14 protein-coding genes are annotated in these 12,566 nt (G+C 72.4%); 5 read left to right on the plus strand and 9 right to left on the minus strand.

The features are described from left to right. Positions 1–61: 61 nt before the first annotated feature. Positions 62–1,069, minus strand: a complete 1,008-nt coding sequence (gene glnII / locus VNL12_RS07560) for a glutamine synthetase (RefSeq protein ID WP_325593140.1) — start codon at positions 1,067–1,069, stop codon at positions 62–64. Between the two features lie 299 nt (positions 1,070–1,368). Between glnII and glnA the strand changes: the two genes are divergently transcribed. Both glnA and VNL12_RS07570 read left to right on the plus strand, forming a co-directional pair. Further along, on the plus strand, positions 1,369–2,703 hold the full coding sequence (gene glnA / locus VNL12_RS07565) for a type I glutamate--ammonia ligase (RefSeq protein WP_325593142.1): 1,335 nt from the start codon (positions 1,369–1,371) through the stop codon (positions 2,701–2,703). Positions 2,704–2,712: 9 nt separating this feature from the next. After that, on the plus strand, positions 2,713–3,402 hold the full coding sequence (locus VNL12_RS07570) for a response regulator transcription factor (RefSeq protein ID WP_325593144.1): 690 nt from the start codon (positions 2,713–2,715) through the stop codon (positions 3,400–3,402). 55 nt (positions 3,403–3,457) lie between these two features. On the opposite strand, the gene VNL12_RS07575 is transcribed toward VNL12_RS07570, so the two are convergent. Both VNL12_RS07575 and VNL12_RS07580 read right to left on the minus strand, forming a co-directional pair. Beyond that, the gene (locus tag VNL12_RS07575; protein WP_325593146.1) at positions 3,458–3,616 is read right to left on the minus strand and encodes a hypothetical protein; all 159 of its coding nucleotides are present in this window, start codon (positions 3,614–3,616) and stop codon (positions 3,458–3,460) included. A gap of 77 nt (positions 3,617–3,693) precedes the next feature. Further along, a complete protein-coding gene (locus tag VNL12_RS07580; RefSeq protein WP_325593148.1) occupies positions 3,694–4,047 on the minus strand; it encodes a RidA family protein in 354 nt (117 codons plus the stop codon). Positions 4,048–4,226: 179 nt separating this feature from the next. Between VNL12_RS07580 and VNL12_RS07585 the strand changes: the two genes are divergently transcribed. Then, positions 4,227–5,150, plus strand: coding sequence for an NADP-dependent oxidoreductase (locus VNL12_RS07585; protein WP_325593150.1), 924 nt, complete (start codon positions 4,227–4,229; stop codon positions 5,148–5,150). A gap of 121 nt (positions 5,151–5,271) precedes the next feature. Here the strand turns inward: VNL12_RS07585 and VNL12_RS07590 are convergent, their stop codons facing one another. Then, positions 5,272–6,894 (minus strand): (2Fe-2S)-binding protein, encoded by a 1,623-nt coding sequence (locus tag VNL12_RS07590; RefSeq protein ID WP_325593153.1) that lies wholly within the window; start codon positions 6,892–6,894, stop codon positions 5,272–5,274. A 24-nt stretch (positions 6,895–6,918) separates the two neighbouring features. On the opposite strand from VNL12_RS07590, the gene VNL12_RS07595 reads away from it, so the two are divergent. Next, a complete protein-coding gene (locus tag VNL12_RS07595; protein WP_325593155.1) occupies positions 6,919–7,881 on the plus strand; it encodes a hypothetical protein in 963 nt (320 codons plus the stop codon). A gap of 27 nt (positions 7,882–7,908) precedes the next feature. Here the strand turns inward: VNL12_RS07595 and erpA are convergent, their stop codons facing one another. Continuing rightward, positions 7,909–8,229 carry an iron-sulfur cluster insertion protein ErpA gene (gene erpA / locus VNL12_RS07600; protein ID WP_325593157.1) on the minus strand — a complete coding sequence of 107 codons (321 nt, stop codon included), beginning with the start codon at positions 8,227–8,229 and terminating at the stop codon, positions 7,909–7,911. Positions 8,230–8,353: 124 nt separating this feature from the next. Then, complete coding sequence (locus VNL12_RS07605; protein WP_325593159.1) at positions 8,354–9,115, minus strand: helix-turn-helix transcriptional regulator; 762 nt, start codon at positions 9,113–9,115, stop codon at positions 8,354–8,356. A gap of 83 nt (positions 9,116–9,198) precedes the next feature. Here VNL12_RS07605 and VNL12_RS07610 point away from each other — a divergent pair, with 83 nt between their 5' ends. Beyond that, positions 9,199–10,470: an Mrp/NBP35 family ATP-binding protein gene (locus tag VNL12_RS07610; RefSeq protein WP_325593161.1), complete on the plus strand. Its 1,272-nt coding sequence runs from the start codon at positions 9,199–9,201 to the stop codon at positions 10,468–10,470. Between the two features lie 189 nt (positions 10,471–10,659). On the opposite strand, the gene VNL12_RS07615 is transcribed toward VNL12_RS07610, so the two are convergent. The 3 genes from VNL12_RS07615 to VNL12_RS07625 form a co-directional block, all read right to left on the minus strand. Beyond that, on the minus strand, positions 10,660–10,917 hold the full coding sequence (locus VNL12_RS07615) for a hypothetical protein (protein WP_325593163.1): 258 nt from the start codon (positions 10,915–10,917) through the stop codon (positions 10,660–10,662). A 296-nt stretch (positions 10,918–11,213) separates the two neighbouring features. After that, positions 11,214–11,867 (minus strand): M15 family metallopeptidase, encoded by a 654-nt coding sequence (locus VNL12_RS07620; RefSeq protein WP_325593165.1) that lies wholly within the window; start codon positions 11,865–11,867, stop codon positions 11,214–11,216. Between the two features lie 117 nt (positions 11,868–11,984). After that, positions 11,985–12,461 (minus strand): DUF779 domain-containing protein, encoded by a 477-nt coding sequence (locus tag VNL12_RS07625; protein ID WP_325593167.1) that lies wholly within the window; start codon positions 12,459–12,461, stop codon positions 11,985–11,987. Between the last annotated feature and the right edge of the window lie 105 nt (positions 12,462–12,566).

Consider the following 12,566-nt stretch of genomic DNA (forward strand, 5'->3'; position numbering starts at 1 on the left):
GATGCGCACGCCCCGACACGACGAAGGGCCGGCCCCGAAGGGCCGGCCCGGGCGCTCGGGTTCAGAGGGCGGCGGAGCAGACCGTGCTGGTGATCAGCCGGGTGACCACGTAGGGGTCCATGTTGGCGTTGGGCCGACGGTCCTCGATGTAGCCCTTCTTGTCCTGGGCCACCTGCCACGGGATGCGGATCGATGCGCCGCGGTTCGACACGCCGTAGGTGAACTCGTCCCACGGGGCGGTCTCGTGCAGGCCGGTGAGGCGGTGCTCGATGTCGGCCCCGTAGCCCTTCACGTGCTCCTCGACCTTGCCGGGGGCGCCGAGGGACTCGCAGGCGGCGATGATCGGGTCGTAGCCCTCGCGCATGGCCTTGGTGGAGAAGTTGGTGTGCGCCCCGGCGCCGTTCCAGTCACCCTTCACCGGCTTCGGGTCGAGCGTGGCGGCCACGTCGAACTCCTCGGCGATGCGGTAGAGCAGCCAGCGCGCCAGCCACATCTCGTCGGAGACGTCGAGCGGCGACACCGGGCCCACTTGGAACTCCCATTGGCCCGGCATGACCTCGGCGTTGATGCCCGAGATCGTCAGGCCCGCTTCGAGGCAGGCGTCGAGGTGGGCCTCGACGATGTCGCGGCCGTAGACCTCATCGGCGCCGACGCCGCAGTAGTAGAAGCCCTGCGGGGCCGGGAAGCCGCCCTTCGGGAAGCCGAGGGGGTGACCGTCGGAGAAGAAGGTGTACTCCTGCTCGATCCCGAACAACGGCTCTTGGTCCGCGTACCGCTCGGCGACGTCGCGCAGTGCGGCCCGCGTGTTGGTGGGGTGCGGGGTCATGTCGATGAGGAGCACCTCACAGAGCACGAGCACGTCGTCGCCGCCCCGGATGGGGTCGGGGACCACCCGTACCGGCTTCAGCACGCAATCGGACTGGTCACCGGGCGCCTGGTTGGTGCTGGACCCGTCGAAGCCCCAGATCGGCCACTCCTCCGGAGGATCGGCGACGACCTTGGTCTTCGACCGCAGACGGGCGGTCGGCTCGGTGCCGTCTATCCAGATGTACTCGGCCTTGATCGCCACGGGCGACTTCCTTCGCTTCAGAGGTGGGCGGTGTGACGGCAGCACCCTGCCCGCGGGCAGTGTCACCGCCGTTTCCCGAATGTGAACGTGGTGTGAACGAGGTCGGGGACCAGTCGACGAGGGTAGTTGGGGCCCCGCCGGGGAGCCGGATCCGCTCGCCGCCGGCTCCTCGACCACCGGCGCCGGGCCGTCTCCGGCCATCCGCCGATGAGCCGGTAGGGCCCGGCAACCCGTGAACGCAATGTGAACTGGGCGCCTCGTGGGTTGCGGCGCCGGGCTCCCGCGACGACGATGCCTCGGTGGACCCCCAGAAGGAATACGTGTTGCGCACCGTCGAGGAGCGAGGGGTCCGGCTCATCCGGCTCTGGTTCACCGACGTGGTCGGCCAGCTCAAGTCCTTCGCCATCTCCCCCGCCGAGCTCGAGGCCGCCTTCGAGGAGGGGATGCAGTTCGACGGCTCGGCCATCGACGGTTTCAGCCGCATCCAGGAGTCCGACGTCCTGGCCCGGCCCGACGCCGGGACCTTCGAGCTGCTGCCGTGGGGGCAGAGCGACGAGACCGCGGCGCGCATGTTCTGCGACGTCACCAACCTCGACGGCTCGCCGTTCGAGGGCGATCCCCGCCACGTGCTCAAGCGCAACCTCGACCGGGCGCGCGAGCGCGGGTTCAACTTCTACGTCGCCCCCGAGATGGAGTTCTTCTACTTCGCCGACGGTGACGGCACCCGGGTCCCCCAGCCGCTCGACACCGGCTCGTACTTCGACCTCACCACCGCCGATGTGGCCTCGGACCTGCGCAAGCGCACGATCCACACCCTCGAGGCCATGGGCATCCCGGTGGAGTACTCCTTCCACGAGGACAGCCCCAGCCAGCACGAGATCGACCTGCGCTACACCGACGCCCTGACCATGGCCGACAACGTCATGACGTTCCGCCTGGTGGTCCGCGAGATCGCCATGGAGCGCGGCGCCTACGCCACGTTCATGCCCAAGCCCCTCGCCGGTGTGCAGGGTTCGGGCATGCACACCCACATGTCGCTCTACGAGGGCGACAGCAACGCGTTCGCCGACTCCAGCGACGACTACCGGCTGTCCAAGATCGGGCGGGGCTTCATCGCCGGGCTCCTCCACCACGCCGGGGAGATCACGGCGGTGACCAACCAGCTGGTGAACTCCTACAAGCGGCTCATCCCCGGCACCGAGGCCCCGGCCCACGTGTCGTGGGCCCGCAACAACCGCTCGGCGCTCATCCGGGTGCCGGTGACCAAGTCGGGCAAGGACTCCTCGGTCCGCATCGAGTTCCGCTCCCCCGACCCGGCCTGCAACCCGTACCTGGCCTTCTCGGTGATCCTCGCCGCCGGCCTGAAGGGCATCGACGAGGGCTATGAGCTGCCCGACGAGGCCACCACCAACGTCTTCGAGCTGACCTCCGCCGAGCGCGCCGCGGAGGGCATCGCAGAGCTCCCCCAGTCCCTCGCCGAAGCCCTCGACGTCATGGAGGGCTCCGAGCTGGTGGCCGAGGCGCTCGGTGAGCACATCTTCGGCTGGTTCATCCGCAACAAGCGCAGCGAGTGGTCCGATTACAAGGCGCAGGTGACCCCGTTCGAGCTCCAGCGCTACCTGCCGGCCTGGTAGCAGCTCGCGGTGACCGTCCTCGAGCCCTGGCTCGTCCACCCCGATCCCCCGCCCCCCGAGCTGGTGCAGACCCTCGAGCTCGCCGGCCACGCCTGGAAGGCGGTGGGCGACGAGGGCGCGGTCAACCGCATGGACCGCGAGGTCACCTGGCGCGGTGCGATCGTGGTGCTGGGCGACGCGCCCGAGACCGGCCTCGCCGTGTGCCGCGCCCTGCGCAAGCGCGACGTGCCCGTCGAACCCCTGATGCTCCTCGTGCGCGGAGCCGGCCTGACCGACCTGGAGCTGCGCGAGGACCTCTACGACGACTTCTGCCTGGACCCTTTCCACCCGCGCGAGCTCGAGGCCCGGCTGCGCCACCTGCTGTGGCGGGCGGGCAGCGGCTCGGGTCCCGAGATGATCGAGTACCGCGACCTGGCCCTGAACCTCGAGACCTACCAGGCCGCGATCGACGGCCGCCCCCTCGACCTCACCTACATGGAGTACGAGCTGCTGAAGTTCCTGGCCCAGCACCCGGGTCGGGTGTTTACCCGCGAGACGCTGCTCAGCCGGGTATGGGGCTATGAGTACTACGGCGGCGCCCGCACCGTGGATGTCCACGTGCGACGGCTCCGGGCCAAGCTGGGCGAGGAGAACGCCGGGCTGATCACCACCGTCCGCTCCGTGGGCTACCGCTTCGGCCAGTCCCGCTGGGGCGTCTGACGACCCTCCGGCGCCGGGCGCGGCCGGCGGGAGGCGATCGGGCGCCGACCGAGGGTTACCGGTTGAGGGCGACGAGCTCGCTGCCCTCGTGGTCGGACTCAGCCGAGGACGTGAGTGCCCCGCCGAGGATCGCAGAGGCGACGGCGCCGCTCAGAGCGACGGTCACCGGGAACACGACGACGAGGATCACGGCAAGGACGATGGCTCCGATCACCGGGACATCATGCCCGGTGCACCTCGCCCCCGCCGAGCCGGGAGCGCTCTGCCGTCGTCGGGCAGGGAAGGGGACCGTCAGCGGTCGGTGGGCGTGAGGGCCCAGGCCTCGACCTCGACCCGCACGTCGAAGGGAAGGCCGGCCACGGCCACGCAGCTGCGGGCCGGGCGGGGGTCGGAGAAGGTGGCGATCCAACGCTCGTTGAGCACCGGGTAGTCGGCCATGTCGGTGAGGAAGACGGTGGTCTTCACAACATCCCCGAGCGACGCCCCGTGCTCGGCCAGCCGGTCGGCCACGTTGGCGAGCACCCCGTCGATCTGCTCGGCGAAGGGCCGGTCGGTGAGGAAGGTGCCGTCACGGAGGGGCACCTGCCCCGAGACGGCGATCCAGTCACCGGCGCGGGCCGCCGGGGTGTACGGGGGTGAGGTCATGGGGGCTCCTGGCGGGGACGCTCACCACGCTAGCGATGCCTTCCTGGACAGCTCGTGTGGGCGGGTGCAACCGCAGGTCAGAAGTGCTTTTGCGGTGCCGGGCGGCCGTACCGACTCATTGTTCGGGGCGTAGGCTTGCCCGGGACGCGCCCGCACCCTGCCGATCAGAGGAGGTGTCCATGTCGAGGGCTGTGAGGTTCAGCGAGTACGGCGAGGTCGACGTCTTGGAGGTGGTCGATGTCGAGCGGCCGACCCCGGACACCGGTGAAGTCCTCGTCGAGGTCAGAGCGGCAGGCATCAACCCTGGCGAGTCGGCCATACGAAGGGGCTTGCTCGACGACACATGGCCGGCGACGTTCCCATCAGGGCAGGGCAGCGATCTCGCAGGGGTGGTGGCCGAGCTTGGTGACGACGTGAGCGACTTCGAGGTGGGCGACGAGGTGCTCGGCTTCACCGATGGTCGAGCCAGTCACGCGGAGCACGTCACTGCTCGCACCGACCACATCGTGCGCCGACCGCCCGACGTCCTGTGGGAGCAGGCCGGTGCGCTCAAGGTCGTCGGCACCACCGCGCATGCCGTGATCCGTGCCGTCGGCGTGGGACGAGGCGACGTGGTCGTGGTGTCCGGTGCGGCCGGCGGGGTGGGATCAGCAACGGTCCAGTTGGCGGTCGGGCGGGGAGCCAACGTGTTCGGACTGGCCAGCGAGGCGAACCACGGGTGGCTGCGCGACCATGGCGTGACTCCGGTCGACTACCACGGCGACGGCCTCGCCGAGCGGATCCGCGACGCTGCCGGTGGGCCCATCGATGCCTTCATCGACACCTTCGGCGGCGGTTACGTGGGTCTGGCGCTCGACCTCGGCATCGGGCGCGAGCGCGTCAACACCATCATCGACTTCGACGCCGCCGAGAAGCGCGGCGTGCAAGCCGTCGGTGGCGCGGAGGCGTCCAACGCGAAGGTGCTCGCGGAGCTGGCCCAGATGATCACTGATGGCGACCTCGAGATCGTGATCGCCGAGACCTATCCGCTGGAGGAGGTCCGAGCTGCGTTCGAGGCGCTCGAGCAGCGCCACACGCGCGGCAAGATCGTGCTCATCCCATGACGTGGCGGTGAGCTGGTCGGGACCGACGGGTCCGCCACCGAGATCAGGGCGCGAGAGCGCGCCGTCCTCGTTCCGGCCGACGAGGGGGCTCCAGGCTCCTTCACGGCCCGAGAAAGGCGGATCAGCGGCGGGTGGGCAGGTCGGTGGGGTGACCGTCGGCCCGCCAGGCAGCGGCGGCGACCGCCGCGAACACGGCATCGGAGGCGTTGACCGCCTCGCCGCCCGGTTGCACCTCGACGGTGACCTCGGGCATCTCTGAGGCCCGGAGCACACCGAAGGAGCGAATGGTCAGATCCTCGACCTCGCCGTCGGGGGTGACGGCCAGGCCCTCACTGCGGATCCACGACAGGGCCTGGTGCGTCGCTCCCACGCAGTAGGAGCGGAGCACCACCTCGTCGAGGGGCTCACCGGCCCGCACCCGCACCCGCACGGAGCCGTCGGCGGCGATCTCGGCGTCGGCCTCGCCGCCGCTCGGGGCGACCACGCGAGGCACCCGTCCGGTGGCGCCGGCGAGGAGCACCAAGGCCTCGGCCCACCCGGCGGCGCGCAGGCCGACGTCGGTCGGCGGCCCCGGCGCCTCGACCTCCTCGACCTCGAACCCGGGGGCGACGGCGGTGATGGCCGCCGCGATCCGGGGAGTGGCCACCACCCGGATGAGACCGGTGCCATCGGCCCGCGCCCCGCCCGCCACCGGCGGGCGCTTGGGGCCCCACCGGACGATGTCCTCGCGCGCCAGGAGCACGCGCACCGGCCGGCCCCAGCGATCGGCCAGCTGTCGGGCGGCGGCGGCGACCGGCGACGACAGCTTCCCGCCGAAGGCGCCACCGTTGACGAGAGGGCCGACCGGTTCGGCCCCCGGGTTGCACCAGGCCGCGTCGGGCTCGAGGTAGGCCGGCTCCACCCAGCAGGTGCGCAGCGTGGCGTCCCACTCGCCGGGCGGCAGGGACAGCGGCGGCGTCGCCTCGACGGTGGTGCGCCGACCCTGGACCTTGCCCGAGCGCGCTCGGGCCCCGGCCAGCGTCTCGGCGACGACCCAGTCGCCTCTCCCGTCGGGGACGGCGACGAGGGCGTCTGCGGGGGCGCGATCATCGGCGAAGCCGCCGCGTCCGAGGGCGACGTCGGGCGCGACGCGCTGGTCCGCATGGCCCTCGAGCGCGGCCCGGCGGGCGGCGGCGTCGAGTTCGCGGGCCGGTGTCGCACCGGCGGGGTGGCGCACGCCCACCGGGGTGCCGGACAACCTCGCGGTGGCGACGTCCCAGGCGTCGACGATCGGGCGCCACCCGGTGCAGCGACAGAGGTGGGCGGCCAGCGCCCGCTCGACCGCGCTGTGGTCGTCGGAGGCGGTGCCCTTGATCCGGGCGCCCTCCAGGCGGCAGATGATCCCCGGGGTGCAGAAGCCGCACTGGCTCGCGCCGGTGGCGCAGAACGCTTCGGCCCACGTGGTGCGCACCGCGTCCTCGAGGCCGTCGACGGTGGTGATGGCCCGGCCCCGCACCCGCCGCAAGGGGGTCACGCAGGCGACGCGGGGCGCGCCATCGACGAGCACCGTGCAGCAACCGCACTGCCCCTGAGGGGAGCAGCCGTCCTTGGGCGACCGAACGCCGAGGCGGTCGCGCAGCGCATCGAGCAGGGTCAGACCCTCGTCGGCCAGCTCGACCTGGTGGCCGTCGACCGAGATCTGGATGGTCGGAGCGGCGGGGCCACCGGTGACGCCGGCGACACCCGCCCGCGTGGGCTCGGGCACGCGCGGAAGCATAGGTTCGGAGCCGTGGCCCCCACCTCCCCCCCTCACCCCGCGGCCGGCGCGCGCACCGCACTCAGTCGTCGCACCTTGCTGCGCGGTGCGGCGGCGCTCGGAGTGGTGGGAGCGGTGGGCGGCCTGGGCCTCGCCGGATGCGGGAGCGACAACCCCGATCCCGATGCCACCCCCGGACCCGACGACGCCGCCTCCGGTTCGGGTCGCGTGCTCGTCAGCATGACCGACGCCGCCGCGAGCCTCGCCGCCGGCAGGGAGTCGCGCCTCGCTCTCGGTCTCGGCGACGAGCGGGGGACCCTCGTGCGGGATGCCCCCGACACCCTCACCTTCGAGGTGCAGGACACCGACGGTGGGTCGGTCGCCTTCGGGCTCGAGATCGCTCGCCACGACGCCGGGCTGCCGCGGGCCTACTTCCCCCTGGTGGTCACGATCGACCAGCCCGGCTTCTACCGGGCCGTCACCGAGGTCGACGGGGCCACGGTCGACGCCGCCTTCGAGGTCTCGACCGAGGGCGACATCGCCATCCCCCAGCCCGGCGAGGCGTTCCCGTCGGTGACCACGCCGACGGTGGCCGACGCCGGCGGCGTCGACCCGATCTGCACGCAGGACCCCCCGTGCGACCTCCACGAGATCGAGCTCACCACCGTGCTGGGCTCCGCCCCCGTCGCCCTGCTGGTGTCGACCCCCGCGTTCTGCCAGACCGCGATCTGCGGGCCGGTGCTCGACCTCTTCGTCGCCGCCCAGGCCGCGGCACCCGATGTCGCCTTCATCCACGTGGAGGTCTTCGCGTCGGCCGACGCCGTCGAGGCCGAAGGCCTGGCCGCCACCCTGGCGCCTGCGGTGGCGGCCCTGGACCTGCCGTTCGAACCGTGCCTGTTCCTGATCGGCGCCGACGGGGTGCTCCGTCGCCGCCTCGACGTGATCTACGACGAGGTCGAGCTCCGCGAGGGGCTCGACGCCCTGGCCACCCGCTGAGGCCGGGACTGCGCCTCGGCCCTCAGGTCAGGAGAAGCTCGACCCGCAGCCGCAGGTGCGCTGGGCGTTGGGGTTGTTGATCGAGAAGCCGGCCTGGTTGAGACCGTCGGCGTAGTCGAGGGTCGCACCCTCGAGCATCATGGCGCTCGACGCGTCGACCACGACCTTGACGCCGTCGTGTTCGACGGTGGTGTCGTCGTCGGCGACCTCGGAATCGAAGAACATGTCGTAGCTGAAGCCCGAGCACCCCCCGGGGCGCACCGCGACCCGCAGGGCGAGGTTGTCCTCGCCCTCGGCGGTGATGAGCTCGGAGACCTTGGTGGCGGCCTTGTCGGTGAGGGCGATCACGTCAGTGTTCCTCCTGGCGGCGCCGGGCCCCGTGGCCCGGTCGGAACCACGGTCATGCTACCGGCCCGGAACGCAACGCGCCCCACCGCGGCGCCCCACCGCTCCGGTCCACCCACGGCCCCGGTCAGACCGGCGCCGGCTGGTCAGCCCCGCCGAGGCGGATCTCGACCTGGCAGGGCGTGCGGTCCACCAGCGAGCCGAAGCCCGCCACCTCGCCGCCGCCGGTGGCGTCGACGACTCCCTCGATGAGGCCCCGGTGCAGGCTGCAGAGCAGGTCGGGGCGCTGCTCGGCCAGGTCGCGAAAGGGACAGTGGGCGAAGGCAATGGTGGCCAGCTCCCCCTCGTCGCCGTCGCCGTCGGCGGTGGCGACGGCAGGGTCGAAGCCCATGGCGTCGAGCTGGGCCACCACGGCGGTGAGGCAGCCCCGGTGGCCGAGGCGGTCGCCGTCGACGCGCCCCTGGTCCCGGCCCACGTCGAGGGCGTCGGCCGCGTCGGCCCCGGTCGCCGTGGCCAGCCGGAGCAGCATGCGGGCCAGGGTGGGGAACGAGGCGGGCTCGAGGCCGAGCGAGGGGGCGTCGGGGGCGAGGGAGTAGAGGTGCTGCGGGCGCCCCACCCCGCCGCGGGCTGCGGTGTGGATCTGCAGCAGCCCGACGTCGCGCATGCGCTCGAGGTGGGGCCGCACCGTGTTGGGGTGCAGGTCGAGGACACCGGCCACATCGGCAGTGGAGAGGGGGCGCGCCGAGCGGGCCAGCTCCAGGTAGATGGCGTAGCGGGTGTTGTCGCCCAGCGCCTTGAGCACAGCCAGGCGCCCGAGGTCGCCCGGGGCGCCATCCGGTGCGCCGAGCTCGGGCCCTTCCCTCTCGTCGCGCTCGCGGGGCTCACTCACGGCTCCGACGCTATCGCCGGGTCCGCACGGGGGGACAGGACCGGCTCGGGGTTCTCCCGGTTGCCGCCGGTAGAATCCTGTGCGTGACCTCTTCCTCGCCCCCCGCCTCCGGCACCGGTGAGAGCCTCCCCGCCCGTGCCGGCCACGTCGATCCCGACGAGCTGCGCGGCCTGCTCCGCGGGGTCATCGACCCCGAGCTGGGCAGCGACATCGTCGAGCTGGGCATGGTCCGCGACATCACCTCCGACGTCGAGGGCCGGGTGGTCGTCACCATCGCCCTCACCACCGCGGGGTGTCCGCTGCGGGCCCAGATCCAGCGCGACATCCGCACCCGCATCGGCGGCGCCGCCGGTGTCACCCACGTGGCCATCGAGTGGACCGAGATGACCGACGAGCAGAAGACCTCAGCCATGGCGAAGGCACGCTTCAACGTGTCCCAGCGGGCCGAGGACACCGCCATCGGCGCCACCACCAAGGTGATCCTGGTCGCCTCGGGCAAGGGTGGGGTCGGCAAGTCATCGGTCACGGTCAACCTGGCCACCGCCATGGCCGCTCGGGGCCTCACCGTCGGCATCCTCGACGCCGACGTGTGGGGCTTCTCCGTGCCCCGGATGCTCGGCGTCGAGGGTCGCCTGGCGGGCGTCGAGCGCGAGGGACGCAAGCTGATGGTGCCCCACGAGAAGGCGGTGGGGCCCGGCACGCTGAGGGTCACCTCGATGGGCTTCCTCGTCGAGGACGAGGCAACGGCGCTTATGTGGCGGGGGCTCATGCTCAACCGTGGCGTCCAGCACTTCTTGCAAGACGTGGTGTGGGGCGACGACCTCGACTACCTGCTCGTCGACATGCCGCCGGGCACCGGCGACGTGCAGATGGGCGTGGCCAAGCTGATCCCCCGGGCCGAGGTGCTGGTGGTCACGACCCCCGCCCTCGCCGCCCAGAAGGTGGCCGAGCGAGCGGTGAGCATGGCCCGCAAGAGCTACCTGCGCGTCGCCGGCGTGGTCGAGAACATGAGCGCCTTCACCTGTGACCACGGGCAGAGCTACGCCCTGTTCGGCTCGGGCGGCGGACAGGCCCTGGCCGAGGCCGCGGGCGCGCCCCTGCTGGCCCAGATCCCGCTCGAGCCCGACGTCGTGTCCGGCGGCGACACCGGTGTGCCCGCCGCTCTCGGCGACAGCGCCGCGGCCGAGGCCTTCCGGGCCCTCGCCCAGGTGGTCGTCACCGAGGCCGTTCCCCCAGTGGCCATGGCCGGCTGCACCGCCCGCATGCTCGACGCCGCGGTGGCGGCCCTCGACGCCCTCGACGACGCGGACGATGCTCCCGCCGAGCCATCCGTCGAGGTTCCCAGCCCCAGCTGAGCCCGTCCACCACTCGGTTGATGACCCGACCAGCACCTATCGTCGGCCGCGATGGACCCCTTCGAGCGCCGGGTCGTGCACGGCGGAGCCTGCGAAGCCGGCAGCGGTCATCGGTGCCCGGCGAGGGGAACCTGCCCGGACGTGTCCCACGACGAGGTGGCGCATCCATGAGCACGCGCCGTAGCCTCCTCACCGGCGGACGGCGAGGGCCACCGCCGTGCCCACGGCCAGTAGGTTCAGCGCGCCGGGGGCGACCTGCAGGGCGAAGGGTGAGCTGCCGAGCAGGCGGTAGCCGGGCGCGAGGGCGTAGAAGTTGGCGGGGCCGGGGTGGTGGCCCGGGTCCTCAGGGGGGCCGATGCGCCCGGGCAGGCCCACCAGCGGCGTGTCGGGTGTGGCGGCCTCGCTGACCCGCAGCTCGGTCTGGGCCAGGTCGCCGATGGGTACCACCGGGGGCTGTGCAGCACCGCCAGCGCGGTGACCACTGGCAGGGCGACCACGGCGAGGAGAACCAGCACCACCACCAGCGGACGCCGCCGCGCCCTCGAGGCAGGGGCGCCCGGGCTCGGCGGACGATCCTCCCCGTCGACCCGACCCGGTTCGTGGTCGTCGTCGGCCCCATGGTGGTCGTCGACCGGCCCGCCCGGAACGGGCGCTGCTGCTCGGAGGGCCATCGGGGGCCAAGGTACCGCACGACCTCCGCCACCTCGCCGCCATCTCGGCCCCAGCCAGCGGCCGAGGGGTGGTCAGCGGCCCGAGAGGCTGAGGTGCTGGTAGTCCTTGCTGGACTGCCAGTGGCCGCCCCACTTCCAGCCCTTGGCCGCGAAGGCCCGCACCACGACATCGCCGCTCGTGATCATCCCCGGCGTCACCGAGCCGCGGTCGATCCAGTCGCGACCGGCGGGCGGGTCGACCGACGAGCCCTTCACCCAGGGGTTCTGGATCGGGTTGATGTCGATGGCGGTCCCGTAGCTGTGCTCGGACCAGACCGACGTACCGCTCACCCGGCGGCAGTTGAACCCCGAGGTGTTGTTGGCGGCCATCGACCGATCGTCGTCGGCGCCGTAGACGTCGACGGGGTGGATGCGGCGGATCTGGAAGCGCTGGTCGTAGATCGAACGGAACGCGCCCCGGATGTCGACGGCCACCGAGTCGCGGACGACGATGTCGCCGACGTGGCGGGCACCGTCGTAGCCCCAGTAGGCAACGCGGATAACGGTGAGATCGTTCCAGTGCAGCGGACACCCCTCGCGCCACGAGTGGACGACGTCGGCGCGTGTGGCCGGTCGCTGCGACGAGGTGTAACCGGGACCCGAGCCCGGCGCTGGTGGGCGGGCGCCACCGGTGGGGTCGGGGTTGCACGCCGCCAGCAGGGTCGCCGCCACCAACACGACCAACACGGCCCGCCCTCGTCGTGCTGTCATCGGTGTCACCCCCTGATGGTCGGTCGCCGCACCGCCTCCGTCAAGGGTTCGGCCCGAATCCGGCGACGGACCGCTCTCGGCGCATCCCGAGCCTCAGCGGAGGCGGAGGCCTTCGAGCCCGGGCGGCGGGCGCCCCGTCACGGCGCGCGCCGCGATCGGTCTCGCGCTGCGGATCGGCGCGCCGGTGCGGCCGGACCCTGTGGCATCACCGCCCTCGGGGACGGCGCACACCTCGGGATCGGTCACCGAGTCGAGCCCGGTGCCCCGCAGGGCCAGGCGCACGCCCAGCTCCGTCTCGACCGAGAGCGAGTCGCCCATGTCCTCGACGACCTCGAGACGAGGCCCCTGTGCGCCCGGGTAGAGCCGACGGAGGTACGCCGGGGCGTAGATGACGACACCGGCGACCTCGCCCACCGGCTCCTGGTCGGCCCCGGGGTAGAAGTCCTCGTAGAGGAACGGGGCGGTGGACTCACAGCAGCCGGTGCCGATGGTGACCGTCAGCGTCCCGGACCGCAGGGCGCCCATCTCGGTGACGACCTCGGCGGCCCGGGCGCTGGCGGTGACCTCCACGGGCCTAGATGTTGGCGCTCAGCGCGGCGAAGTGCATGTAGCCGTCACGCCCGGTCGACGGGTTGGTGTGGATGTGCTTGGCCTGGCGGTAGATGTCGAAGCCGG

This window comes from Iamia sp. (genome assembly GCF_035575815.1).
Taxonomy (GTDB): domain Bacteria; phylum Actinomycetota; class Acidimicrobiia; order Acidimicrobiales; family Iamiaceae; genus Iamia.